The organism is Vagococcus sp. JNUCC 83, assembly GCF_053667615.1.
Genome location: NZ_CM132204.1, coordinates 720,583 through 746,463 on the forward strand (window position 1 = coordinate 720,583; position 25,881 = coordinate 746,463).

Sequence of the window (25,881 nt, forward strand, 5' to 3'; positions counted from 1 at the left end):
TAATGAGTAGGAATTTTTTGATATTAGTCAACAAGGTATATAGATGAATTAAAGTATTGTTCGATAAACTTAATTTGTTCGTATATTTCCTCAGCTGTGTAGAATTCACCTGGAGAAGAGATGATCCACTTGGTTTCGTTATCATCGTGTCGTTTGACAATGGCAATTAGAACGCCTTCAAATGTTTCGATTGGTCCATTAACTGTTTGTGAGATAATATAGGCATCTTGTTCTTCACCATCCCCACCAAGAATATTTTTGACATAGCCACAGTTGATTGGATAGGTTGTCCCTTGGCTATTGGTAAATCCAAGGGGTCTATCTATGGTGACGTTTATTAAACGGCTCATTAATAGTCTCCTTTTTGATAAAATTGTAATCGAAAAAATGAAATTAAGCAATTCAAAAAGAAAAATAGAAAGAAATTATCTTAAGAATTTGCTATAATGGAAAAGGATTTGATCAGAAAGGGTGTTCGTACCAAATGACGCAAAAACATAATTTATTGGCAGGTCTTAATGACAAACAACAAGCTGCCGTACAAACAACACAAGGCCCGTTATTAATCATGGCTGGTGCTGGTAGTGGGAAAACAAGAGTCTTGACTCATCGTGTGGCGTATTTAATCGATGAGAAAGGGGTTAATCCTTGGAATATCTTAGCCATTACCTTTACAAATAAAGCGGCAAAAGAGATGAAAGAACGTGTGGTTTCGATTCTTGGTGCCGTTGGTGAAGATGTGTGGGTATCCACGTTTCACTCTATGTGCGTCAGAATGCTACGACGTGATGCCGATTTGATTGGTTACAATCGTCAATTTACAATATTGGACGCGAGCGACCAACAAACATTGATTAAACGGATTTTAAAGGAAGAAAACATTGATCCTAAAAAACATGATCCACGTAGTATTTTATCTCAGATTAGTCAAGCAAAAAACGAATTGCTAACGCCTGAGTTATATGAAGAACGTTATACGGGTTATTTTGAAAAAATTGTGGCAACGTGTTACAAAAGATATCAAAAAGAACTTCGAAACAATCAGTCAATGGATTTTGATGATTTGATTATGCTGACAATTCGCTTGTTTAAAGATAGTCCTGAAACATTATCTTATTATCAAAATAAATTTCAATACATTCATGTGGATGAGTATCAAGATACAAACCACGCGCAATATACGTTGGTTAATTTACTGGCAAAACGCTTTAACAATCTATGCGTGGTTGGGGATGCTGACCAAAGTATTTACGGATGGCGTGGGGCTGATATGCAAAATATTTTAGATTTTGAATCAGATTATCCTGATGCAAAAACGATTTTACTAGAACAAAACTATCGTTCAACAAAACATATTTTACAAGCGGCCAACAGTGTGATTAACCATAATCAAAACCGTAAGAAAAAAGAATTATGGACGGATAATCAATCAGGCGAAAAGATCGTGTATTACCGTGCCAACTCTGAACGAGAAGAAGTACAGTACATTGTGACCACCATTCAACAATTAAAACAACAAGAACAACGCTCATATGGTGATTTTTGTGTGTTATACCGGACGAATGCGATGTCCCGTGTGATTGAGGATACGTTCTTAAAAGCAAATATTCCTTATAAAATGGTGGGAGGACATAAGTTCTACGACCGTAAAGAAATCAAAGACATTTTAGGTTACTTAAAAGTGATTTCAAATGAAATGGATTCGTTAAGCTTTGAGCGTGTTGTCAATAGTCCAAAACGAGGTATTGGTCCTGGAACCATTGAAAAAATCAGAGAATTTGCTGATATGCATGGTTGGTCATTACTACAAGCAACAGTTGACATTGACTTGACACCAATTACGGGAAAAGCTAAAAAAGAGCTTGGTAATTTTGGTCAGATGATTATGCAATTAAGAAAGATGATTCCATTCTTAACAATTACAGAGTTAGTCGAACAAGTTTTAGATAAAAGTGGTTATCAAGAAGATTTGGTGAAACAAAATTCGCTTGAATCTCATTCACGTTTAGAAAACTTGGAAGAGTTTTTAACTGTAACCAAAGAATTTGACAAGCGTTATGAAGCGGGAGATTATGAAGACGAAAGTGAAAACGATGAAGATAAACTCGCGTTATTCTTAAATGATTTAGCGCTTGTTTCTGATATTGATTCATTAGAAGACGACCAAGGTCAAGTAACTTTTATGACACTTCATGCGGCTAAAGGTCTAGAATTTCCATATGTCTTTTTAGTTGGAATGGAAGAAAGTATTTTCCCACTATCTCGTGCAGTTTTAGAAAGCGATGAACTAGAGGAAGAACGTCGCTTGGCTTATGTTGGAATTACCCGAGCTGAAAAACAATTATTCTTAACGAACGCATCAAGTCGTATGCTGTATGGACGCACGCAATACAACCGTCCATCACGTTTTTTAGAAGAAATTGACGATGATGTATTAGAAAAAGTCGGGGCAGTGCATAAAGTCGCTAGCCAAAAACCGATTGGTGAAAAATACCGTCGTGCAACGTATCAACAGCCAACGACAACAGCCGTTACGGCGAAAAAACAAACTGGTGGCGAAAAAGCACCATGGCAACCAGGTGATAAAGTCGAACACAAAGCGTGGGGCGTTGGAACGGTTGTAAAAGTCAGTGGGGACGCCAAAGATATGGAGTTAGATGTGGCATTTCCTTCTCAAGGGATTAAACGTTTATTGGCTGCTTTTGCACCAATTACAAAAGTAGATTAAAAAGAGGTGACCATTTTGGGTATTGATGAAGCAACAAAACGTGTGGGCGAGTTACGTCACACTTTAAATGAATGGGCACGTGCTTATTATGTGAAAGATGCGCCACTAGTTAGTGACCATGAATATGATAAGTTATACAAAGAATTAGTTAGTTTGGAAGAACAGTTTCCTAATCTCATAACAAGTGACTCTATCACACAACGAGTGGGCGGAAAATTACTAGACGGGTTTCAAAAAGTCGAGCACACGACACCGATGATGAGTTTAAGTAATGCCTTTAACGAGCAAGACTTACGTGATTTTGATAAACGTGTGAGAAAAGGCACGAGCAAATCAATTAGTTACATGGTAGAATTAAAGATTGATGGCCTGGCGATTAATTTGACTTATGATAATGGACAATTTGTTCAAGGTGCGACACGGGGAGATGGTGTGGTTGGTGAAGATATCACGCAAAATTTACGTACCGTTCATTCTATTCCATTATCACTGCAAACACCTGTGACACTTGACGTTCGTGGTGAGTGTTTTATGCCTAAAGAGTCGTTCGTGAGACTAAACGAAGAACGTGATAAAAACGGCGAAAGTGTGTTTGCAAATCCGCGTAATGCAGCAGCGGGTAGTTTACGTCAACTTGATTCATCTATCACAGCAAAACGTCAATTGAGTACATTTTTATATACGATTGCTAATCCTGAAGAGTTAGGATTACAAACGCAAACAGATGCTTTAGATTACTTAGATAGTCTAGGATTTAAAACCAATCATCAACGCGAGCTTTGTGAGACGATTGATGACGTGTGGCAATACATTGTTGAATTTAGCGATAAACGTCACACACTCGATTATGAAATTGATGGCATTGTGGTAAAAGTCAATGATTTTGATGCACAAAACGAACTGGGCTATACAGTAAAAGCACCTAAGTGGGCGATTGCGTATAAGTTTCCGGCCGAAGAAGTGCAAACTGTCTTACGAGATATTGAGTGGACAGTTGGACGAACAGGGATTGTAACACCAACTGCGGTGATGGATCCAGTACAACTAGCTGGAACAACCGTCTCACGAGCTAGCTTACATAATTGTGATTTGATTGCTGAAAAAGACATTCGATTATTGGATACAGTTGTGATTCATAAAGCCGGTGACATTATTCCTGAAGTCACACAAGTTGTGTTGGATAAGCGACCTGAAGATAGTCAGCCGTATGAGTTTCCAACACATTGCCCGACATGTGATGCTGAATTGGAACGCATCGAGTCAGAAGTGGCATTAAGATGTTTAAATCCAGCCTGTCCAGCTCAAATCAAAGAAGGATTGAATCACTTTGTGTCGCGAAATGCGATGAATATTGATGGCTTAGGTCCTCGTGTGTTAGAGCAAATGTATGAAAAAGAATTGGTAAAACAAGCCGCTGATTTATACTATCTAACACAAGAGCAATTATTAACGCTTGATAAAATCAAAGAAAAATCAGCGAATAATATTTTAGAAGCCATTGCAAATAGCAAAGGCAATTCATTAGAGCGATTGTTGTTTGGTTTAGGGATTCAACATGTTGGCTCAAAAGCCGCTAAAATTATTTCAAGTGAATTTGGTACGATTGATAAAATTATCGAAGCAGATAAAGAAGAGATTTTTGCGATTGATACGATTGGACCAGTGATGGCTGATAGTATTACCAAATATTTCTCGATTCCAGAAACATTGGAACAAATTGACAAACTAAAACAAGCTGGGGTGAATATGACGTATCTTGGTGTGACAAAAGAAGACATCACATCAATCGAGTCCCCGTTTAAAGATAAAACAATTGTCTTAACCGGAAGTTTGACACAATTTAAACGAGCTGAAGCCAAACAAAAGATTGAGTCGTTAGGTGGAAAAGTGACGGGTAGTGTGTCGAAAAAAACGGATATTGTTGTTGCTGGCGAGGAAGCTGGTAGCAAGTTAACCAAAGCACAAGAATTAGGAATTGACGTTTGGAGCGAACAACAAATGGTTGATGCCATAAACGCGTCACGTAAAACAGAGTAAAAGGAGAATTTTGATGGCAATTTCAAAAGAAGAAGTACTACACGTAGCAAAATTATCGAAATTACGTTTTTCAGATAGTGAATTAGATGAGATGACAAAACATTTAGGGAAAGTTACTGACATGATGGCAAATTTAAGCCAAGTCGACACAACAGATGTGCCATTTACTTCAAGTGTGACAGAAGAAACAAATGTCTTTAGAGAAGACATCGCCATTAAAGGTGAAAGCCGTGACGAATTATTTAGCAATGTTCCTGAAACACAAGATGGTTACATTAAAGTGCCAGCAATCATGGATAACGGGGAGGCAGGAGCATAATGACTGAGTTACAACAATTAACAGTAAAACAACTAAGTGATGCATTAAATAAAAAAGAATTAAGCTCACAAGAGATTGTCAAAAGTGGGTTTGATTACATCAAAGAAACAGAGCCAACGATTGATGCGTTTATCACATTAAGTGAAGAAAAAGCATTAGCAGAAGCAAAAAAAATTGATGACTCACCACGTAGTGAATTAACACCTTTAGCTGGTATTCCAATTGGGATTAAAGATAATATCGTGACAAAAGACGTGTTAACAACCGCAGCAAGTAAAATGTTGTACAATTTTAACCCAATTTATTCTGCGACGGCAGTAGAAAAATTAGAATCAGCTGGACTTGTGTCTATGGGTAAATTAAACATGGATGAGTTTGCGATGGGGTCTTCAACTGAAACTTCTTACTTCAAGAAAACAAAAAATGCATGGGACCAAACAAAAGTACCTGGTGGTTCTTCAGGAGGGTCTGCTGCGAGTGTGGCAGCTGGAGAAGTTCCTGCATCATTAGGGAGTGACACAGGTGGAAGTATCCGCCAACCAGCGTCATTTAACGGTATCGTGGGGATGAAACCAACTTATGGACGCGTTTCTCGTTATGGGTTAATTGCCTTTTCATCAAGTTTAGACCAAATTGGGCCAATGACTCGTACGGTGGAAGACAACGCCATGATTTTAAATGCCATTTCTGGACATGATGCAAAAGACAGCACAAGTTCTCGTCGTGGCACACCAGATTTTACAAACTTAATTGGTCAAGACATCAAAGGAATGAAAATTGGTGTACCAAAAGAATTCATGGGTGAAGGGGTTCATTCTGATATTCGTCATGCAGTAAAAGAAGCGGTGAAAACATTTGAAGCGCTTGGTGCAACAGTGGACGAAGTTAGTTTACCAAATGCGGTTTATGGCGTGGAAGTTTACTATATTATTGCTTCATCAGAAGCGTCATCAAACTTACAACGTTTTGATGGTATTCGCTATGGTTACCGTTCAGAAAATATTTCAAACTTAGAAGACGTATATGTTAACTCACGTTCTGAAGGATTTGGTTCCGAAGTGAAACGTCGTATTATGCTTGGAACATTCTCTCTAAGTTCTGGATTTTATGATGCATACTTTAGAAAAGCTGGACAAGTTCGTACCTTGATTATCAATGACTTTAAAAAAGTCTTTGAAAACTACGACTTGATTTTAGGACCAGTATCACCAACTGTAGCATTTGAATTTGGTGCTGCTCAAGATGATCCAATCACAGCTTACATGCGTGATATTTTGACAATTCCAGTTAACTTAGCTGGCCTACCAGGGATGAGTGTTCCTGGCGGATTTTCTGAAGGATTACCAATTGGGATTCAATTAATCGGAAATCATTTTGATGAAGAAAAAATGTATCAAGCAGCGTATGCGTTTGAACAAGCAACTGATTTCCATAAAAAACAACCTGTTATTTTAGGAGGTAAAGCATAGTGAATTTTGAAACAGTCATTGGGTTAGAAGTCCATGTGGAATTAAAAACCGAATCAAAAATCTTTTCAACGTCTGCCGCTCACTTTGGTGCAGATCCAAATACTAATACAAACGTGATTGATTTTTCAATGCCAGGTGTTTTACCTGTTTTAAATAGAGGCGCACTTGAATATGGTATGAAAGCAGCTTTAGCACTTAACTGTAAAATCAACCATCACACAAATTTTGATAGAAAAAACTATTTCTATCCTGATAATCCAAAAGCTTACCAAATTTCTCAAGATGACAAACCAATCGGCTATGATGGTTGGGTTGAAATAGAAGTAGAAGGTAAAAAGAAAAAAATCCGTATTGAACGTGTGCATTTAGAAGAAGATGCGGGTAAAAATATTCATGGTACTGATGGTTATTCATATGTTGATTTAAACCGTCAAGGCACACCGCTTATTGAGATTGTCTCTGAAGCAGATATGCGTTCACCTGAAGAAGCCTATGCTTATTTAGAAGCCATTCGCTCAATTATCCAGTTTACTGGTGTTAGTGATGTGAAAATGGAAGAAGGATCAATGCGTTGTGACGCAAACATTTCTCTAAGACCTTATGGACAAGAAAAGTTTGGAACAAAAGCAGAACTTAAAAACTTGAACTCACTAAACTACGTGAAACAAGGACTTGCTTTTGAAGAACAACGTCAAGCAAAAGTGTTAATGTCAGGTGGTATTATCCAACAAGAAACACGTCGTTATGATGAATCAACTAAATCAACTATCTTGATGCGTGTTAAAGAAGGGGCAAGTGATTACCGTTACTTCCCAGAACCAGATATTCCATCAATTGATATTAGTGAAGAATGGGTAGAAGAAATTAGAAAGTCGTTACCAGAGATGCCAGCAGATAGACGAACACGTTACGTCAATGAATTAGGTCTACCGGAATATGACGCGATGGTACTAACTCTATCAAGTGATATGTCAGATTTCTTTGATGCAACAGTGAATAACGGAGCAGATGCAAAACAAGCCTCTAACTGGTTAATGGGTGAAGTATCAGCTTACTTAAATAGTGAGCATTTAGAATTACTTGAAACAAAATTAACACCAGAAAATCTAGCTGGTATGATTAATTTAATTGCTGATGGCACAATTAGTTCTAAAATTGCGAAGAAAGTCTTTAAAGAATTAATTGAAAATGGTGGAAATGCTAAAGAAGTTGTTGAAGCAAAAGGATTAGTCCAATTATCTGACCCTGCTCAATTATTACCAATGATTAACGATGTATTAGATAAAAACGAGCAATCAATTGAAGACTTTAAAAATGGAAAAGATCGTGCCGTTGGTTTCTTAGTTGGTCAAATTATGAAAGCAACCAAAGGGAAAGCAAATCCAGGAGTCGTGAACAAATTACTAAAAGAGGAATTGTTAAAACGTTAAAGAGGCGTTTTATATGAAGGAGCATGTTAAATGAGAGCAAGATTAATTTATAATCCAACATCTGGAAAAGAATTGTTAAAACGAAATTTAGCAGATATTTTAATGGTAATTGAAAAAGCAGGCTATGAGGCCAGTGCATTTGCAACGACTCCTGAACCTTTTTCAGCTAAAAAAGAGGCAGCTAGAGCAGCTAAAGCAGGATTTGATTTGCTAATTGCTGCAGGAGGGGATGGGACAATCAATGAAGTGATCAATGGTATCGCACCACTTGAGAACCGTCCCAAGTTAGCGATTATACCTGGAGGCACAACTAATGATTTTGCACGTGCTTTAAGAATTCCTAGAGATAATGTTGTGAAAGCAGCAGAGGTTATTCTAAAAAATCAGACCATAAAATCAGATATTGGAAAAGCTGGAAACACTTATTTTATGAATATAGCAGCAGGTGGTTATTTAACTGAATTGACATATGAAGTACCATCACATCTGAAAAGTGTTTTTGGCTATCTTGCCTATTTAGCAAAAGGAGCGGAAATGCTACCGCGAGTGAAGCCAATCAAAATGCGTCTGAAATATGACGGTGGTGAGTTCGATGGTAAAGCTTCAATGTTCTTTTTAGGATTAACGAACTCAATTGGTGGTTTTGAACAAATTGTTCCGGATGCCCAATTAGATGATGGAAAATTTTCATTAATTATTGTTAAAACCGCTAATGTATTAGAAATTATGCATTTAGTGGCTCTAATGCTGAACGGTGGGAAACACGTTGATGATCCACGTATTGAATACATCAAAACATCGAAACTCTATGCGGAAGCATTTGACGATGATTACCGAATGATGATTAATCTCGATGGTGAATATGGTGGTGATGCACCAATGGAATTTATAAACTACAAACAACACATAGAAATTTATGCTAATTTGGATGCAATACCTGACTCGGCTATTTCAATTGAAGAAGAAGAAGCGTCTGATCGATTTATCGAACAAGTCGAACAACTCACTCAAGAAGACATCAATGAAGATGGCAATATTTTTGGCAATAAAGAGTAGTACGTGCACTGTTTAAAATAGAAAGAGGATTTTATGAAAAAACAAAAGATAGAAGCACCAGTAAAGAAAAATGAGCGTTTAGTTGTTGATATTATTGATATGACGTATGACGGACGAGGCGTAGCAAAAGTGGATGGTTTTCCTATTTTTGTTGAAGAAGGAATTACAGGCGAACGAGTAAAAATTCATGTGATGAAAGTCATGAAAAAATTTGCATTTGCGAAAATTATGACTTGGGAAACAACAAGTGAAAATCGTGTGGAATCTGTTGAAAAAGATTTGATACGTACAGGAATAGCTCCACTACATCATATGAGTTACAATGCACAATTAGATTTTAAGAAAAATCAAGTGACTCAGGCGATGAAACGTATTGGTGGGTTTGAAGAATTACAGGTTGCAGACGTTTTAGGAATGGAGCACCCATTTGCTTATCGAAATAAAGCGCAAATTCCAGTACGTATGATTGGTGCTGAAATTGAACTTGGATTCTTTAGAAAAAATAGTCATGATTTAATTGTGGTAGAAGACTTTTTAATTCAAGATAAAATGATTGATGAGATTTTGTTATTCTTGAAAGATAGATTAAGAAAATACTCAATCAAACCATATGATGAAGCCCAACATTCAGGGCATCTAAAAAGTATCGTGATTCGTAAAGGCCATTATTCAAACGAAGTGATGGTAACATTTGTAACACGTAAAAAGAAAATATTCTACTTACATGATATCGTGACAGAATTAGTTGAAGCATATCCAAACGTGGTATCTGTTATGCAAAATATTCAACCAAACGTGACAAATAAAGTCTTAGACGAGCGTTTGAGCGTTTTATATGGTAAAGATAGTATCAGTGATGAATTGTTAGGTAAAACATACCATATCTCAGCTCAGTCATTCTATCAAGTAAACACTGAGCAAGCGGAAAATCTTTACAAAAAGGCTATCGAGTTAGCTGACTTGAAAAAAGATGATGTGGTTCTTGATGCATATTGTGGTATCGGAACAATCGGTCTAAGTTTGGCTGATAAAGTGAAGAAAGTGTATGGCGTGGAAATTGTGCCAGAAGCGATTGAAGATGCGATTCATAACGCTGAAATAAACGACATCACAAATGTTGAATTTAAAGCTGGAGCAGCTGATAAAGTTCTAAAAAATTGGACAGCAGATGGCATTAAATTTGATGTAATTGTGGTTGACCCACCAAGAAAAGGATTGACTGAAGACTTCATCAAACAATCAGTGGAACTAGAACCTGAAAAAATTGTTTATATTTCTTGTGACCCAAGTACTATGGCACGTGATATGAAACTGTTTGCTAGTTTAGGATACACAACTGATACAGTTTATCCAGTCGATATGTTCCCACAAACAACCCATATTGAGTGTGTGACAGTGCTGACTAAATAAATAAAATATTAAGTATAACGTTTTGAGGCTTAGAAATTTTCTAGGTCTCTTTTCGTATTAGAAACTTTCCTATCGCTATAATTCACTTAAATATAGTATTTCCTATTGAAAAACTTTATAAGGAAAATCAGATTGGTGCAAAAGTCAGTATGTTTTTCAAAAAATAGGGTTTAAGCAAATGATTTGTTAATTAATTATTTTCGTAGTATATTGCTTACATAAAGTAAGAATTATACTGAAAAAGAGGTAGATATTATGAAATTTCATAAAAAACCAGTTACTTATGTTAAAGATGTTGAATTAAAAGTCAGTGATTTAAAAAAATCAACTCAATTTTATACCGATGTAATAGGACTTAAAATAAAAGAAGAAACTTCAGAAAAAGTGTCATTTACGACAAATGGTGAGGATGTGTTATTGACTATTTTTCAACCAAAAGGAATAAAAATTAAACGAGAACAAACGACAGGATTGTATCATTTTGCTTTGTTACTTCCAACGCGTCAAGATTTAGCTCAAGTCGTTAGACATTTTGTTCGAAAAAGTATTCGTTTTGGTGGGGGAGATCATCTAGTCAGCGAAGCATTATATCTAAATGATCCAGATGGCAATGGTATTGAGATTTATACAGATAGAGATAACAGTGTTTGGCAATGGACAGACGGTGAAGTGGTGATGATGACAGATCCTGTTAATTTTGAAGATTTATTAAAAGAACCTATTGTTTCTCCTTGGAATGGTTTGCCTGCTGGAACAGTCATGGGACACATTCATTTACAAGTTAACGATTTAGAAAAAAATGAAGGGTTTTATTGTGAGGGATTAGGTTTTGAAGTAGTGAGTCGATATGGAAGCAATGCGTTGTTTCTTTCAGATTCAAAATATCACCATCATATTGCTTTTAATACATGGGCTGGAACATCTATTAGAAACGCAGAACCATTAGAAACAGGGATTGAGAGTTATAGTATTATTTTTCCAGATACGACAAGTCGAGATAACAAAATAAATTCACTAAAAAACATAGGTGCAAATGTAACTGAAAAAGATGGAGAATATGTGGCAATTGATCCATCAGGTATTAAAATAGACTTATTAGTTAGTGAGTAACATAAAGCCATCTGTCCATATTATTATGGATAGATGGCTTATTTTATTTATTGGAAAACACTGATTTTTTAAATGGGATTTCTTTGAATATGGTTTCTGTTATTTTATTGTCAAATTCAATTGACGTTCCATTGAAATGAGTATAAACAACTGGATAAAAATCTTTAACGGTCTTATCAAAAACTGCTTTCATGATAGGCTCTGGTACTTTATACTCTACTGAAATAAAAGAGTCTGTTGATTTGGAAAAACTTATGTTGTATTTATAAGTATTATCAAACCAATTATAGGATAAGGATGATGTATCGATTGATTTTTCATCTACTATTTGAGTTGATACATAGTCAGCCATTTTCTTTTCAACAAGTTGGTTAAATTTATGTTTCTTAAATCCAACGAAACTAACAATTATAAGTAAGATGATACAGATACTAATCAAAAATTTTTTCATGATACTGCCTACTCTCTAAAATGAAATGTTTTGTACCAATACCATATAAAAAACGGTTCCTAATCCAATGCTTAAAAACGTACTGTGCTTCCATTTATGAATAATAACTATAAATAGAATAGCTAAAATTTCAGGAAAGGCAAAGGCTCTTGTGACTGCCTCTTTTAAACAAAAGACAACTAACAAGCCCATAGTTGCGTAAGGTAACACATTTCCTAAGTATGTGATATAAGCAGGAGGAGTTTTATTTTCTGGAAATAAAATAAATGGTAAGAAACGAGTAATCATTGTCCCAAGTACGACAACGCCAATAGTGATGAGTTGATGTGGAAATGACATGTTTGTCATAAACTAGTGACCTCCTGTTTATCTAAATTTTTTCTGTCTAAGGTAAAAATAACCACAATGAGTGCCATTGCAGGAAGCATAAAGTTATCAGCTCCTAATAAAATCAAACAAATAAACGAACTAATCAGTCCAATGAGAGCAGGTCTATGATCAGTTGTTTCTTCCCATTGATTGATAAACATAACAACAAATAAAGCAGTCATCACAAATTCAATGCCGGTTGTATCAAAGGTTAGGACAGAACCAAGAAGAGCGCCTAATGTTGCACCACCAACCCAATAAATTTGGTTTAATAAAGTCACAAAAAACATGAACCATCCTCTATCAACATCTTTGGGTGGTATGACCGTACAATTAATTGTAAATGACTCATCACACATGCCATAAATCAAATAAAACTTTTTCCACCCAGTGTTTTTGTATTTTTCAAGCATAGAAATCCCATAAAATATATGCCTAGCATTAACTAAAAGTGTTAAAACAAAAGCATAAAGTGGGTTGTATGCAGACATAAGTAAGTTAGCAGTCACAAATTCCATTGAACCTGCATAGATAAAAAAACTCATGAGCATTGGATACCACACGCTAAATCCCATACTTCGCATTAGAAATCCATAGGACATCCCTAAAAATAAAAACCCAACACATATTGGTAGTGTATAAGGTAGAGCTATTTCAAACGCTTTTTTCTTCATAAAACTCCCCCAAAATTAATGAATATTTTTTTATCATACAGTTGTTAGAATTATCTGTCAAGTCTGTCAATTTAATAAAAGTTGTCAAAAATACTATTTAAGTGGTATAGTATTTGTATTAATCAATGAAAGGGTGACCCAAATACATGTACAACTAAATCCTATTATTAAGCCAAGTGAAGAAAATGAAATGACAAGCTTATTTGTTATGCGTTTATCTTTATTTGTGAAATAGGTGTGGTTGTATAAATGTGGGTTCAAAGTTTTTTTGGCTTACCCTGAACACGTTTAACCCCTCCTATTTCAAACTATAGGAGGGATTTTTTTCTCCTAAAAATAAGGAGATGATATGATGAAACAACTAGAAATAAAAAATAATAACTACCATATTAATGCCAATTTAAGTTTAAGCATACCCAATTTAACTATTGAACAAGGAGATAAGATTGGATTAATCGGAAAAAACGGCAGTGGAAAAACAACCTTACTGCATATTTTAGCAAATGAGTTTACTTCTGAAAAAGTACCTGTGAGACACTATTCTGATGTAACATTGGTCAAACAATTTAAAGAAGGTTTTAATGATAAAAGTGGGGGAGAGAAGACACAACGCTACTTGCAAGAAGCATTTAAGAAACAAAACGTCTGGTTACTTGATGAACCGACAACAAATTTAGATGACACTCATGTTGAATGGGTTGAAAAAAAGGTGTTAAACCATCAAGAAGGTGTGGTCGTGGTGTCACATGACCGCTACTTTTTAACAAAAGTCTGCAATGAAATTTGGCATTTAAAAGATGGAGAGTTATCAATCTATAAAGGGAACTATCAATCTTTTTTAACTCAATATGAAGAAAAGAAAAAGAAAAGCGAACAATCTTATGAAATATATAGTCGAGAAAAAGAGGAATTAGAAGAAGCGATTCGAGCGAAAAAGAGACAAGCTAATGGAGCAACGTCAGTACCAAAAAATAAAAAAATGGCTAGAGAAAGAACCGGTGGAACTAAGCCATACTATGCAAAAAAACAAAAAAAATTAGATAAATCAGCAAAAGCTTTAGAAACCAGATTATCTCAACTAACTCGAGTCGATGCACCAAAAAAAGAAATAAAGCTCACAATGGAAACGTCCTTGTCGCACCTTTCAGGCGAGCATATTATTATTCGAGGAACAGATGTGTCAGTAATTGTTGGAAAGAAAGAATTATTTTCTAAAAATGACTTTTATATCAAAAATAAAGAAAAAGTAGCTATCATTGGTAAAAATGGTGTGGGCAAAACCACTTTGTTACGCATGATATTAACTAAACATCATGGAATACAGATTTCGCCATCTGTGAAAATAGGTTATTTTTCACAAGAAGTTGATTTACTTGAAACAAATCAAACGATTTTAGAAAATGTGTTATCAACGTCTCGTAGTAACAATCAAACATTAATAAGAACTGTGTTAGCAAGGATGAGCTTTTATGAAGAGGATATAGTAAAACCAGTCAGTGTCTTAAGTGGTGGAGAACGGGTAAAAGTGACATTAGCTAAATTATTATTGAGTGATATTAATACACTAATTTTAGATGAGCCAACAAATTATTTAGACATTAATGCATTAAATGCTTTGGAAGAACTATTATTGGCTTTTGATGGTACAGTGATTTTTGTTTCTCATGATCGACACTTTGTTGAGTCTGTAGCTACTAAAATACTTGCTATTGAAGAGAAACAAATTCATATGTTTGAAGGGAATTATAATAGTTATTTATCTAGGAAAAAAAGTAAGGAAAGAGCAATAACGAAAGATGAACTGTTAGTGATTGAAACAAAGATTACAGAAGTGTTAGGGAAACTTAGTTTAGAGGTAAATGATGAATTAGAAAAAGAGTTTCAATTATTAGTCAAACAAAAACAAGCATACAAAAAAACACACAAGAATTAAATCTTGTGTGTCTTTTATTTTTTATTTAGCTACTGTAGAAGAAGTTTCTGTGGTTTCACTGCTTTGAGTGGTTCCATTTTTTTCTGCTTCTATTTCTTTATATGTTTGTGTTTTAAATAGGTTAACAGTTGATTGATTGTTATGTAATGAATAGACACTTGTTGATTTATCACCTTTTTGTTGTTCAACTTTAAGGAGTTTGTCTAACTCATTTTTGTAATCAAACTTAGCTGGATCAAGAGGTTTTAAGCCGCTATCTGTATTAAATCTTAGCAAATCACCATTAGTGATGGCATCTGACATATGAAGCTGTGTATTTCCTTTTTCTTTTAATTCAGCTACCTCAGCTAATTGTTCTTCTGTAGGTGTAACAATTAATTCGCCAGTTGTAGTATTGTAAATTGAGTCACCTAAAATAGTGTATTTTGGTGTAACAATCGTTCCATTTCTAAAGGCAACAATTTGGTCTTTATCTTTAGAGAAGAAATCTTGCCCAAGTTGAATATATGGCTGAGTATCAACTCCTAATAAGTGTAGTAATGTAGGTAGTACATCAACTTGTCCACCATATGTATGATTTACGCCACCTTTAGTTTGACCAGGTATGTGGAACATAACAGGTACACGTTGAACGGCAGTATCGTCAAATTCGTTCCATTCTTCTTTTGATTTACCAAGTAATTCAGCTAATGATTTGTTACGAGAATTTGAAATACCATAGTGATCACCATACAGCACAATGACTGAATTGTCATAGAGTCCAGATGCTTTTAAGTAATCAAAGAACTCTTTAACAGCTGTATCTAAATAATTTGCTGTAGCAAAGTATCCATTAATTGTCGCATCAGACGTTTTTGCTATGGGAAAACCAGCATTGTCATCTTTGAATTTCGCATACGGGTAATGGTTAGAAACTAAAATAAATTTAGAATAAAATGGTTGTTGCAAATGTTCTAAGTACTGCACAGACTGTTCTAAAAACGGTTTGTCATGTAATCCATATTGGAATGAATTACTTTCATTTACATTATAGTAACTACCATCAAAGAAGTAATCATACCCTAAACGTTTGTATGTTTCATTACGGTTCCAGAATGAACCACCGTTACCATGAAAGGCAGCACTTGTATACCCTTGGGTTTGTTCTAAAATATTTGGTGCTGCTTGGAACGTATTTTTATCGCCTAATTGTGTGAATAAAGGACCTTGGCTTAGACCAAAAAATGAGTTTTCTAACAATGTTTCAGCATCACTTGTTTTACCTGAACCGACTTGATGAAAAGCATTATCAAAACTAAATGTTTCATTTGAATGGAACAAGCTATTAAGGAATGGAGTGACTTCATGTTCCACACCATTTTCGTCTTTTAATTTGTAATCAATTAAGAATTGTTGGAAACTCTCTAAATGGATATAAATAACATTACGTCCTTTAGCAATTCCAAACATATCATCATCTGGCTTAGCGTAATGTGAGTCCACATACTTTTGGACGTCAACTAAATCATTTTGACTCGCTTGAGCACGACGTTGAGTGGCATTGTATGTTTGTACTCCGTCATACACAGTGAAGACGTTCATTCCTAAGTATTTCACGATATGGTTTCTTGAGAAAGTACGTTTTAGTAATTCTGGTCTATCTGTTTCTGCTAAAGTCAAATTAGCTGAAAATAGTAAGATTGAAAAACTTGTCACTGCAAACGCTGATCGAGCGGGAATAGGTCTTTCATCAATCTTAATTTTTTTTGTGGCTAATAGGACAATCACAACAATGATATCAATCCAATAAAGTAAGTCGTACGGTCTAAACATACGAAGAGCACTTTCACCCAAACCAGATGCAACTTTTCCTGCCCCAAGCATGGTATTTACAGTGATAAAATCTGTAAATTCTCTGTAATAAATGACATTAGAAAAAAGTAACAAGGTTGTTAGTGATGATATGATTAGCAATGTGATATATGCTTTTTTTGGACTTTTTATATAAAGAGCCGCAGAGAATAAAAAGACAGTTGTAGCTATTGGACTAATAAATAAAATGACATATTGGAAAAAACTTTCAATACCTAAATTAAAGTCTACTGTATACGCTAGTAGGTTTTTTAACCAAAATAACACAACCATTAGGGTGAAAAAACCCATTCTGGTGTTAATCCAGTTTTTATTATATTTATGTTTCAAAATAAACATCCTTTCTTAACAACTTAGTATCATGACAACTACTAAGATGAATACTCCAAGTTACATTTTACATATTCCTTACATGTCTGTCAATTATGTCCATTTTTCTTAAAAAAAAATATAGAACTAATAACTTTAAAAAAAAGGGGAAAAAAAACTTAAAAACTGATATAGTAGTATCATACAATAAATGATAGAAATTAAAGGGATTGACTGCATGAAAAGAGTATATATAAAACAAAAAAAAAGTCAAAAATACAAAGGACACTATCCTCTTGTTAAGGCGGAAGATTTGGTAGATGAAAAAGTCAATTGTAAAGATTGGGTAAGTTTTTATTCAGAAAAAGATGACTTTTTAGCTTACGGTTATTTAGGTAAACAACATAAAGGTTCAGGATGGATGGTTAGTTTTTCTGACCAACAACCAATCAATAAAGAATTTTTAATTTATCTGTTTAATGAAGCAAAAAATTATCGCGCCTCTTTTTTTAAAGACCAGGCAACCACAGCGTTTCGCTTGTTTAACGGTGAAGGGGATGGCTTGGGTGGTGTAACCATTGATTGGTATGATGGTTTTTTAGTAGTTTCTTGGTATAATGAAACCATTTATGGATTAAAGGAAGACATTTTGGATGCTTTATTATCATCAGAGATAGCTATTCGAGGTGTTTATGAAAAGGTTCGATTCCAAGCTAAAGGTTTACCAGAATCTACCTATTTATATGGAGAACAAGCACCAGAGCCTCTCTTAATAAAGGAAAATAATGTGACCTATGCAACTTACTTAAATGATGGATTAATGACAGGTATATTTTTAGACCAACGAGATGTTCGCAGTCGATTAACAGATGTATTTGCTAGTGGAAAAACGGTTCTTAATACGTTTAGTTATACTGGTGCTTTTTCTGTAGCTAGTGCGATGGGTGGTGCGACTGCGACAACTAGTGTCGATTTAGCCAAGCGAAGCTTAGAAAAAACGCAAGAGCAGTTTGCTGTGAATGGACTTACAACTGATAATCAGTCTATAATAGTAATGGATGTATTTGATTATTTTAAATATGCTTTTAAAAAACAGCTTACATTTGATATAGTAGTAATGGATCCACCAAGTTTTGCTAGAAATAAAAAGAAAGTTTTTTCTGTTGCAAAAGATTACCAGCAATTAACAACTGAAGCAGTTCAATTATTGAAAGACGATGGGTTGCTAGTTGCATCAACAAATGCAGCTAATGTATCATTAGATAAATTCAAACAAATGGTTGAAACAGGAATACGCAAGACCAATCGTTCATTTGATTATCTAGAATTATATCAATTACCGGAAGATTTCCGAGTAATAAAAGAATTTAATGAGGGAAATTATTTAAAAGTGCTCTTTTATCGAGTGAAATAGTAGTGATTACGAAATGATAGGTGGGGTTTGATGTCTAAGTTAAAAGTACGTAACCTTGAATTAGGAAAAGGAAAACCAAAAGTCTGTGTGCCTCTTGTGGCTAAAAATTTTGAAGAATTATTCTCAGAAGCACTTCGCATTAGCAAATTAGATTGTGATGTAATCGAATGGCGTGCTGATTATTTTATGTATGTCCATGATGAACGTTTTATGAAAAAAGCTGCCTATTTTGTTCGCTATGCGATAGATGATAAGCCACTAATTTTTACTTATCGAACGCTTCAAGAAGGTGGCGGACAACATATTGGGCTTGATGATTATATTAAATTAAACCGTATGATGATGGATACTGGATTGGTCGATATTGTCGATTTAGAATTTGAAATGGTCTTAGAAAAACCATCTGATATTATGGTTCATGCTAAAGAAAAAAATGTTAAGGTATTGTTGTCTAAACATAATCACTTACTTACTCCAGAAAAAAACCATATGTATGAAACAGTTAAAGACATGCATCAATTAGGTGGGGATTTATGCAAATTAGCAGTGACACCAAATAATCAACAAGATGTATTAAATGTTCTTGAAATTTCGAATAAAGTCAAAGAACATCATCCAGAGATTCCATTTGTGATGATTAGTATGGGTGAGTTGGGACAACTGTCTCGTATGACAGGTGAACTATATGGTTCTGTTTTAACGTATGCTTCTAATGGTAAATATTTATCAGCTCCAGGACAATTGCCGATATCCGTTGTCAGAGAAGGAATGGAAGTAATAGGTTACAAACGAGGGGTAAAGAAAGATGTCAAAGAAAAAATCTAAAACTAATGCACTTAGACAACTTGAACAAAAAAAAATAGCGTTCGAAACGAGAGAATATGAATACAGTGATTCTCATGCAGCAGCTCTTGAAACAGCTCATGCTTTAGGTATTGATGAAAACCAAGTATTTAAAACACTGGTCACTGTAGGTAATAAAACTGGTTCTGTGGTAGCAGTCATCCCTGGAAATAAAACACTAGATTTAAAAAAACTTGCTAAAGTCAGTGGTAATAAAAAGATAGAGATGCTACCAATGAAAGATTTGGAAGAGCTAACCGGTTACATCCATGGAGGTTGTTCTCCCGTGGGAATGAAAAAATTATTTCCAACGTATTATGCTAGTGAAGCACAAGCCTTTGATATGATTCATGTTTCAGCAGGCCGTAGAGGACTTCAAATGAGTGTTTCACCAGAAGATTTATTAACAATTACTCGAGGGAACTATGCAGATTTAACAGAAAATGATACGATTTTAGGATAATCCTAGAATCGTTTTTTTATGATAATATTCATAAAAATATCTAAAAGATACCATCAAGTTGATTTGTTTGTTATTTAATGTTTGTTAAACTAATATTGTATTATTCTGAGAATGATTTATAAAAACAGAAGAAGGAATTAAGATGAAAAAAAAACGAGCATTAGTAGTGATTGCCTGGGTAGTGCTGTCACTACTGTATTTATTACCAATAATTGATTTGAGTGGGTTGCATTTTGCCATCATTCGAGGAGATGATTATCCTTTTCATTTTTCTAGAATATTTAGTGCAATTGACCAACTAAGTAAGACGGAATCTATTCAAGCTTTAGGCCGATTCGGAGAGCATGATATTTTTTATGGGGCAAATATATTTTACCCAACATTGACAACCGTTTTACCAATTGCTGGGTTAACTATGTTATTTCATTCAGTGGTTGCAGGGGTATATGTGTACTTGTTTTTTATGAATGTATTAACTTTTTATATTGCTTATTGTTGTTCAAACTATATTTGCCAGTTGTGTTTTACTAATGAAAACTCACGTTTAAAAATATTAACACCTTATGTTTTTTCTGTGTTTTATGTCTTTTCACATTATCGTATGATTTGTTTTTATCAACGATTTGATTTAGGAGAGTTTTTTGTTTTGAGTATGTACCCACTAGTATTTGCTGGGTTTTACAGTATCATAAAAGACAAAGGAAATAAAAAGCATTGGCTGATTATTGGTATGACGCTGATTGCCTATTCTCATTTACTATCATTAATGCTGGTAGTCGTTGTCTTAGCTATATTATTTTTAATTAGCTTAATAAGAAAAAAACTAACATTCAACATAGTTAAGCAATTTCTAATTAGTGCTGTGATGACAGGCTTTTTATCAAGCGGAGCATTACTACCAATCGTTTATGAGATGATAACTTTTCCTATTCGATCAGTGAGTGTACATGATTTAAGTAAAGAAGCAAGCGATATAATAGCTATGATTGAAAATTCTAGTATAAATAATTTAACTTATACGAGTATTGGCTTTATGCTACTATCTTCCTTAATAGTAGCTGTGATCCAAATTATATTTAAACACGAGTCCATTGTTAAACGACTACCTATAGTCAAACAGTCTCTTGTTGCATCACTTATTTTACTAGTAATGACGACAAAATTATTTCCGTGGCGAATTGTTCAACATACTCCTTTGTCCATTATTCAATTTCCTTTTAGATTGATGCCTTTTTTGACACTTTTTGGTAGTTTTTTAGGAGCAGTGTTATTATCAGATTATTTAAGTCATAATGAAAAAAGCTCAACTAAGAAATGGGTGATTAGTTTAAGTTTATTTTTAGTTGTTATGTCAACAATTAGTGTGAATGAGTTGATGATTCGTCGGTCACTTGGCACGCTTATGTTTGGCGAGCAAGATATTGTCACTACTAAGAGATATCAAAAGTCTGTAAATAAAGACTATTTTCCAGCAGGACTAAGTGAGACACAAACCAAACGAATTAAAAATAAAATAGGTTTATTAAATCAAAAAGAAGTGTTAATGCCATACACATTTGAAAAAGATTCGGTGTTAATTGAGTTAACCACAAAAGATAAAGTAACAAATGTTGTAACACCTATCATTGGATATAGCGGCCTTGTTATAAGAGATGAGACTGGTAACCAATTAAAAACGATGCTATCTTCAGGGAAAACATTATCTTTTATCCTACCTAGAGGACATCATAAATTATTTGTTTATTATGATCCACCATTTATTATTAAATATAGTTCTGTTTTTTCTATGGTCATTGCTGTTATGTATGCTATTTACTTATTTAAAAACAGAAAAAAAAGCGGAACTGAACCCAAAAGATGAGACAAATATAAAAACACCCCTGTTGAATTCATGTAAAATGAATTTAACGGAGGTGTATTTTTTATGGTTAAAAGGATTGCTTATCCAGTAGAAGTAAAAGAAGAAGCTATAAAAATGAAACTTGAAGGTAAAACAACATCAGAAATTATGAATAAACTCAACATTCGGAATAAAACTCAGGTGAAAACATGGTGGAAATGGTATAGAAATGGAGAATCTTATCGATTCTCTCAAGGTGTGGGAAAACAATATACTTATGGAAAAGGTAATGAACACTTTTCACCTTTAGAAGTTCTAGAAAGAGAAAACAAGTACTTGAAACAGGAAATTGATGTTTTAAAAAAATACAAGGAGTTGGAAAGGATGTGGAAAAAGAAGTATTCATAAATTTAGTTGATTCTTATAAAGGAAAACTATCTATAACATGGTTATGTCACTATTTTGGGATAGCTAGAAGTACTTACTATCGTTGGTCTAAGAAAGAATATGTTGCCGATAATCGAATTAAAATGATTGAGCAGCTGTGTAAAGAAAACAAGTTCACTTATGGTTATCGAAAAATCACTTTTTTACTTCGTAAAAAGATAAAAGTGAATCATAAAGTTGTTCAGCGTATTATGCAAAAATATGGATGGAGTTGTCAGGTGAAAATAAAGAAAGAAAAACGTCCTGGTTCGGGTTTGTCAAGTTAAGTGTGTAAGTAATTTTAAATAATAATAGAACGACAATTTGACAATGAGTCGTCCTGTGATAATCTTCGAGGATAAGAGGGCATTTTTAATAAAGCTCTTGTCCCGATAAAAATTCACAGGACGAGAGACTCGTTGTCAAATTATATATATCCAACCTATTTTGATTAGTACCGATTATATTTTTCAACTCGTTTTGAAAAAGAATCATTAACAGTTAATTGATTAAGCACCATAGCCCAATTGTGAACGTGTCCACCTTCCCATTTACTTTGAAGTTCTTTTACTCGAAGATATAGCAGCTTAAGAAGGGCATTCTCATTAGGGAAAGCGCCTTTTTTAGTTACCTTACGGAAACTTGAATGAACACTCTCTACAGCATTTGTTGTGTACATTATTTTTCGAATAGCTGATCCATAATCAAATAGTTGTTCAACATGTTGAAAATTTCTTTTCCAAACATCAACAGCTCCTGGATAAATAGCCCACTTTGTTTGAAAGGTATCAAAAGCTGTTTGAGCAGCCTTTAAAGAAGAAGCGCTGTAAAAAGACTTCATATCCTTACAAACTTCTTTATAACTCTTACTTGGTACATAGCGAAGGGCATTTCTAACTAAATGAACTAAACAACGTTGAACCACAACGCCTGGGAAAATAGCTTTAGCACCATTTTCAAGTCCTGATACGCCGTCCATTGAAATAAATAGAATATCTTCAACTCCACGCTCTTTAATCTCATCAAAAATCTGCATCCATCTGTTTTTTGATTCTGTTTGATTTAACCAAAGGCCTAAAATTTCTTTATTTCCTTTTAAATCATAGCCAAGAATTGTATACACTGCACATTCTTTCACTTCATAATTTTCTCTTAGAGTGACATACATACAATCAACAAACAAGAAGGCATAGCATTTGGCCAGAGGTCTGATTTGCCATTCCTCAAGTTCTGATAATATTTGATCTGTGATATCCGACACCATGTCATGAGAAATAGTAAAGCCATAAATATCTTCAATTGTCGAGGCAATATCTCGTTGACTCATGCCTTTGGCATACATAGAAAGAACTTTACTTTCAATACTTGAAACGTCTTTGCTTCTTTTAGGAATAATTTCTGGTTCAAAAGAAGCATCTCTATCTCTTGGAACCTGAATGTCTAATTCACCGAAACTTGTTTTTAACTTTTTATTTCCATATCCATTCCGTCTGTTTTGAGTTTCTTTTTCTTGTCTTGACTGATTCTCATAACCTAAATGATTATCTAATTCTCCACGTAGCATAGCTTCAAACATCGGTCCAAAAACATCTTTTAAAGCTTCTTGCATATCTTCAACCGATTCTGGTTGATAGATGTCAATAATTGATTGAGCTAACTTCGCTGATTTTTGGTCTCTTTTCTTTTTAGCCACAGCTTCTCACTCCTTTAATCTATTGTAAAAAAAGAAAAACCGCGAAGCAACCCACTACCTAGGATGGTAGGTTACTTACACAGTTTATATTACACTCTCCCTGGTTCTATTTATTTTAAAACTACTAATGTAATTGATAGAGACTTTAGTTCAAGTAAGCCACTAGAAAAACTAACAACAGACATCACTTATCTTGATTATGGTCCTAAAAGACTCTATCTTTCTAGCATTATGGATTTGTTTAATGGAGAAATACTTTCTTATACAATAAGTGAAAAACAGGACATATCTTGTGTTTTAGACACACTAAATAAATTACCTAAACTTCCAGATAAATGTATACTTCATTCGGATCAAGGTTCTGTGTATACTTCATTCGGATCAAGGTTCTGTGTATACTTCATATGCTTATTATCACGCAACAAAAGAAAAGAGCATTACCAGAAGTATGTCCCGAAAAGGGACTCCTGCAGATAATGCTCCAATAGAATCGTTTCATTCCATCCTAAAGTCTGAAACGTTCTCATTACACCCAGAGCTTGGAAGCTCTACAATTAGTGTAATTGAAACTGTACAAAATTTCATCAACTATTATAATAAAGAAAGAATTCAACAAAAATACGACTACTTATCTCCAGTTGACTATCGGAAAAAAGTAATCGCATAGGTGTTTTTATTACTGTCTCATTTTAGGGGTTCAGTCCCGTTTTTTAGTGTTTAATAATTAAAATAGCTTGCAATTTCTGCAGCGTGCTCTCCAGCTACATGACCTGTACAAAAAGCAGCAGTAATGTTAAAGCCACCAGTATAACCATTGATATCTAATAACTCCCCACAGAAAAATAGGCCATTAACACATCTACTTTCCATAGTTTTTGGATTGACCTCTTTTAGACTGATTCCTCCACCAGTGACAAACGATTTATCTAGTGGGTATGTTTTATTGACTGTAAAGGTAAGATGTTTGATTTCACCAACAAGTGCATCGATTTCTTTTTCCGTCACTTGTTTGAAGGGTGTTTGCGTGTCAATCCCACAACGCAAAAGTAAAAATTCTAAATAACGTTCTTGCATGAGTGGTTTCAACGCATTTTTAATTGATTTATTGCCATCTTCTTTTTGTATAGAAGTAATTTGATATTTAATGTCTTCATCCGATTTTAACGGGAATAAATCCAATGACATTGTCACATTTTTTTGTCCTTTTTCAAGTAGCTGATTGACAAACATGCTACATCGAAGTGCTGCAGGGCCAGAAATGCCAGAATGGGTAAATAAAGCATCCATTTCATGTGTGACAACAACTTTTCCTTTGTCATCTAGGACGGATAATCCAATGTCTCGTAAAGATAACCCTTGAAGTTCTCGACTTTGGATGAATGACTCTTCTGATAAAAGGGGTGATTCAGTTGGAAAAAGTTTGGTAATTGTATGCCCAACTTTTTTAGCTAACGTGTAGCCGTCTCCTGTTGAACCAGTGTATTGATATGTTTTACCACCAGTGGCAAGAACCACACAAGGTGCGTTGATTTCTTCTTTTGTATCGGTTATAACCCCTGTAATATTACCATCAGTCACTAATAATTTCTTCACAGTAGTTTTCATTTTTAATTCAACATTTAATTCTGTTAACCTATCAAATAGCCCGTTAACAATCGCTTTTGAGGTATTTGCTACAGGGAACATTCTACCATGGTCTTCTTCTTTTAAATGAACGCCATGGCTTTCAAAAAATTCCATGATGTCATAATTGTTAAATTGTGAGAAAGTACTATATAGAAATTTCCCATTACCAGGAATGAAAGAAATAATTTCTTCAGGGGGTCTGTTATTTGTAACGTTGCAGCGACCTCCACCAGTCAGCCGTAATTTTTTTCCAAGCATTTTATTTTTATCTATTATCATGACGCGCGCGCCCTTTTCTGCTGCAGAAACAGCAGCCATCATACCACTTGTTCCCCCACCAATGACAATGACATCTACACTCATCTATTGTCACTCCTTTCGTTATTGAATTGTTAGTCTATCATACTTTTTTTAAAATTTGATGAGAAAT

The 25,881-nt window shown here is 34.5% G+C and carries 22 protein-coding genes and 1 pseudogene; 16 read left to right on the forward strand and 7 right to left on the reverse strand.

Going from position 1 to position 25,881, the window contains the following annotated elements; all coding sequences use genetic code 11:
• Positions 1–23: 23 nt before the first annotated feature.
• Positions 24–350: an inorganic diphosphatase gene (locus JNUCC83_RS03380; RefSeq protein WP_454460823.1), complete on the reverse strand. Its 327-nt coding sequence runs from the start codon at positions 348–350 to the stop codon at positions 24–26.
• Between the two features lie 134 nt (positions 351–484).
• Here JNUCC83_RS03380 and pcrA point away from each other — a divergent pair, with 134 nt between their 5' ends.
• The 8 genes from pcrA (at position 485) to JNUCC83_RS03420 (ending at position 11,559) form a co-directional block, all read left to right on the forward strand.
• Positions 485–2,728 (forward strand): DNA helicase PcrA, encoded by a 2,244-nt coding sequence (pcrA, locus tag JNUCC83_RS03385; RefSeq protein ID WP_454460824.1) that lies wholly within the window; start codon positions 485–487, stop codon positions 2,726–2,728.
• A 6-nt stretch (positions 2,729–2,734) separates the two neighbouring features.
• Positions 2,735–4,765: an NAD-dependent DNA ligase LigA gene (gene ligA / locus JNUCC83_RS03390; RefSeq protein ID WP_454460825.1), complete on the forward strand. Its 2,031-nt coding sequence runs from the start codon at positions 2,735–2,737 to the stop codon at positions 4,763–4,765.
• Positions 4,766–4,778: 13 nt separating this feature from the next.
• Positions 4,779–5,084 carry an Asp-tRNA(Asn)/Glu-tRNA(Gln) amidotransferase subunit GatC gene (gene gatC, locus JNUCC83_RS03395; protein WP_079348215.1) on the forward strand — a complete coding sequence of 102 codons (306 nt, stop codon included), beginning with the start codon at positions 4,779–4,781 and terminating at the stop codon, positions 5,082–5,084.
• The gene (gatA, locus tag JNUCC83_RS03400) at positions 5,084–6,553 is read left to right on the forward strand and encodes an Asp-tRNA(Asn)/Glu-tRNA(Gln) amidotransferase subunit GatA (protein WP_454460826.1); all 1,470 of its coding nucleotides are present in this window, start codon (positions 5,084–5,086) and stop codon (positions 6,551–6,553) included. Before gatC ends, gatA begins: the two co-directional genes overlap by 1 nt.
• Positions 6,553–7,983 carry an Asp-tRNA(Asn)/Glu-tRNA(Gln) amidotransferase subunit GatB gene (gene gatB / locus JNUCC83_RS03405; protein WP_454460827.1) on the forward strand — a complete coding sequence of 477 codons (1,431 nt, stop codon included), beginning with the start codon at positions 6,553–6,555 and terminating at the stop codon, positions 7,981–7,983. The genes gatA and gatB overlap by 1 nt, the downstream gene beginning before the upstream one ends.
• A 30-nt stretch (positions 7,984–8,013) precedes the next feature.
• Complete coding sequence (locus JNUCC83_RS03410; protein WP_454460828.1) at positions 8,014–9,039, forward strand: diacylglycerol kinase; 1,026 nt, start codon at positions 8,014–8,016, stop codon at positions 9,037–9,039.
• A 33-nt stretch (positions 9,040–9,072) separates the two neighbouring features.
• Positions 9,073–10,449, forward strand: coding sequence for a 23S rRNA (uracil(1939)-C(5))-methyltransferase RlmD (gene rlmD, locus JNUCC83_RS03415; protein ID WP_454460829.1), 1,377 nt, complete (start codon positions 9,073–9,075; stop codon positions 10,447–10,449).
• A 255-nt stretch (positions 10,450–10,704) separates the two neighbouring features.
• Positions 10,705–11,559: a VOC family protein gene (locus JNUCC83_RS03420; protein WP_454460830.1), complete on the forward strand. Its 855-nt coding sequence runs from the start codon at positions 10,705–10,707 to the stop codon at positions 11,557–11,559.
• Between the two features lie 43 nt (positions 11,560–11,602).
• On the opposite strand, the gene JNUCC83_RS03425 is transcribed toward JNUCC83_RS03420, so the two are convergent.
• Genes JNUCC83_RS03425 through JNUCC83_RS03435 form a run of 3 tightly spaced genes read right to left on the reverse strand, consistent with a single transcriptional unit; the run spans position 11,603 to position 13,053 of the window.
• Positions 11,603–12,010, reverse strand: coding sequence for a DUF3139 domain-containing protein (locus tag JNUCC83_RS03425; RefSeq protein ID WP_454460831.1), 408 nt, complete (start codon positions 12,008–12,010; stop codon positions 11,603–11,605).
• A 15-nt stretch (positions 12,011–12,025) separates the two neighbouring features.
• Positions 12,026–12,358: a branched-chain amino acid transporter permease gene (locus JNUCC83_RS03430; RefSeq protein WP_454460832.1), complete on the reverse strand. Its 333-nt coding sequence runs from the start codon at positions 12,356–12,358 to the stop codon at positions 12,026–12,028.
• Complete coding sequence (locus tag JNUCC83_RS03435) at positions 12,355–13,053, reverse strand: AzlC family ABC transporter permease (RefSeq protein WP_454460833.1); 699 nt, start codon at positions 13,051–13,053, stop codon at positions 12,355–12,357. The genes JNUCC83_RS03430 and JNUCC83_RS03435 overlap by 4 nt, the downstream gene beginning before the upstream one ends.
• A gap of 352 nt (positions 13,054–13,405) precedes the next feature.
• Between JNUCC83_RS03435 and abc-f the strand changes: the two genes are divergently transcribed.
• Positions 13,406–14,986, forward strand: coding sequence for a ribosomal protection-like ABC-F family protein (abc-f, locus tag JNUCC83_RS03440; RefSeq protein WP_454460834.1), 1,581 nt, complete (start codon positions 13,406–13,408; stop codon positions 14,984–14,986).
• Positions 14,987–15,007: 21 nt separating this feature from the next.
• Here abc-f and JNUCC83_RS03445 read toward each other — a convergent pair whose 3' ends face one another.
• Positions 15,008–17,167, reverse strand: coding sequence for an LTA synthase family protein (locus JNUCC83_RS03445; protein WP_489749546.1), 2,160 nt, complete (start codon positions 17,165–17,167; stop codon positions 15,008–15,010).
• Positions 17,168–17,384: 217 nt separating this feature from the next.
• On the opposite strand from JNUCC83_RS03445, the gene JNUCC83_RS03450 reads away from it, so the two are divergent.
• The 6 genes from JNUCC83_RS03450 (at position 17,385) to JNUCC83_RS03475 (ending at position 22,419) form a co-directional block, all read left to right on the forward strand.
• A complete protein-coding gene (locus JNUCC83_RS03450) occupies positions 17,385–18,560 on the forward strand; it encodes a class I SAM-dependent rRNA methyltransferase (RefSeq protein WP_454460835.1) in 1,176 nt (391 codons plus the stop codon).
• A 30-nt stretch (positions 18,561–18,590) separates the two neighbouring features.
• Positions 18,591–19,385, forward strand: coding sequence for a type I 3-dehydroquinate dehydratase (aroD, locus tag JNUCC83_RS03455; protein ID WP_454460836.1), 795 nt, complete (start codon positions 18,591–18,593; stop codon positions 19,383–19,385).
• Positions 19,366–19,866, forward strand: a complete 501-nt coding sequence (gene ybaK / locus JNUCC83_RS03460; RefSeq protein WP_454460837.1) for a Cys-tRNA(Pro) deacylase — start codon at positions 19,366–19,368, stop codon at positions 19,864–19,866. Before aroD ends, ybaK begins: the two co-directional genes overlap by 20 nt.
• Positions 19,867–20,008: 142 nt before the next feature.
• Positions 20,009–21,727 (forward strand): hypothetical protein, encoded by a 1,719-nt coding sequence (locus tag JNUCC83_RS03465; protein WP_454460838.1) that lies wholly within the window; start codon positions 20,009–20,011, stop codon positions 21,725–21,727.
• Between the two features lie 63 nt (positions 21,728–21,790).
• Positions 21,791–22,114 (forward strand): helix-turn-helix domain-containing protein, encoded by a 324-nt coding sequence (locus JNUCC83_RS03470; RefSeq protein WP_454459949.1) that lies wholly within the window; start codon positions 21,791–21,793, stop codon positions 22,112–22,114.
• Positions 22,093–22,419, forward strand: a complete 327-nt coding sequence (locus JNUCC83_RS03475; RefSeq protein ID WP_454460839.1) for an IS3 family transposase — start codon at positions 22,093–22,095, stop codon at positions 22,417–22,419. The genes JNUCC83_RS03470 and JNUCC83_RS03475 overlap by 22 nt, the downstream gene beginning before the upstream one ends.
• 164 nt (positions 22,420–22,583) lie before the next feature.
• On the opposite strand, the gene JNUCC83_RS03480 is transcribed toward JNUCC83_RS03475, so the two are convergent.
• Positions 22,584–23,825 (reverse strand): IS256 family transposase, encoded by a 1,242-nt coding sequence (locus tag JNUCC83_RS03480; protein ID WP_454459153.1) that lies wholly within the window; start codon positions 23,823–23,825, stop codon positions 22,584–22,586.
• A gap of 126 nt (positions 23,826–23,951) precedes the next feature.
• On the opposite strand from JNUCC83_RS03480, the pseudogene JNUCC83_RS03485 reads away from it, so the two are divergent.
• Positions 23,952–24,492: pseudogene (locus JNUCC83_RS03485) on the forward strand (transposase); the annotation flags it as partial.
• 50 nt (positions 24,493–24,542) lie between these two features.
• On the opposite strand, the gene JNUCC83_RS03490 reads toward JNUCC83_RS03485, so the two are convergent.
• On the reverse strand, positions 24,543–25,814 hold the full coding sequence (locus JNUCC83_RS03490; protein ID WP_454460840.1) for a BaiN/RdsA family NAD(P)/FAD-dependent oxidoreductase: 1,272 nt from the start codon (positions 25,812–25,814) through the stop codon (positions 24,543–24,545).
• Positions 25,815–25,881 lie beyond the last annotated feature (67 nt).

Coding starts and splice junctions, on each gene's coding strand:
- JNUCC83_RS03380 (WP_454460823.1), bottom strand. CDS start 350: ATGAGCCGTTTAATAAACGTCACCATAGATAGACCCCTTGGATTTACC.
- pcrA (WP_454460824.1), top strand. CDS start 485: ATGACGCAAAAACATAATTTATTGGCAGGTCTTAATGACAAACAACAA.
- gatC (WP_079348215.1), top strand. CDS start 4,779: ATGGCAATTTCAAAAGAAGAAGTACTACACGTAGCAAAATTATCGAAA.
- gatA (WP_454460826.1), top strand. CDS start 5,084: ATGACTGAGTTACAACAATTAACAGTAAAACAACTAAGTGATGCATTA.
- JNUCC83_RS03410 (WP_454460828.1), top strand. CDS start 8,014: ATGAGAGCAAGATTAATTTATAATCCAACATCTGGAAAAGAATTGTTA.
- rlmD (WP_454460829.1), top strand. CDS start 9,073: ATGAAAAAACAAAAGATAGAAGCACCAGTAAAGAAAAATGAGCGTTTA.
- JNUCC83_RS03420 (WP_454460830.1), top strand. CDS start 10,705: ATGAAATTTCATAAAAAACCAGTTACTTATGTTAAAGATGTTGAATTA.
- JNUCC83_RS03425 (WP_454460831.1), bottom strand. CDS start 12,010: ATGAAAAAATTTTTGATTAGTATCTGTATCATCTTACTTATAATTGTT.
- JNUCC83_RS03430 (WP_454460832.1), bottom strand. CDS start 12,358: ATGACAAACATGTCATTTCCACATCAACTCATCACTATTGGCGTTGTC.
- JNUCC83_RS03435 (WP_454460833.1), bottom strand. CDS start 13,053: ATGAAGAAAAAAGCGTTTGAAATAGCTCTACCTTATACACTACCAATA.
- abc-f (WP_454460834.1), top strand. CDS start 13,406: ATGAAACAACTAGAAATAAAAAATAATAACTACCATATTAATGCCAAT.
- JNUCC83_RS03450 (WP_454460835.1), top strand. CDS start 17,385: ATGAAAAGAGTATATATAAAACAAAAAAAAAGTCAAAAATACAAAGGA.
- aroD (WP_454460836.1), top strand. CDS start 18,591: ATGTCTAAGTTAAAAGTACGTAACCTTGAATTAGGAAAAGGAAAACCA.
- ybaK (WP_454460837.1), top strand. CDS start 19,366: ATGTCAAAGAAAAAATCTAAAACTAATGCACTTAGACAACTTGAACAA.
- JNUCC83_RS03465 (WP_454460838.1), top strand. CDS start 20,009: ATGAAAAAAAAACGAGCATTAGTAGTGATTGCCTGGGTAGTGCTGTCA.
- JNUCC83_RS03470 (WP_454459949.1), top strand. CDS start 21,791: ATGGTTAAAAGGATTGCTTATCCAGTAGAAGTAAAAGAAGAAGCTATA.
- JNUCC83_RS03490 (WP_454460840.1), bottom strand. CDS start 25,814: ATGAGTGTAGATGTCATTGTCATTGGTGGGGGAACAAGTGGTATGATG.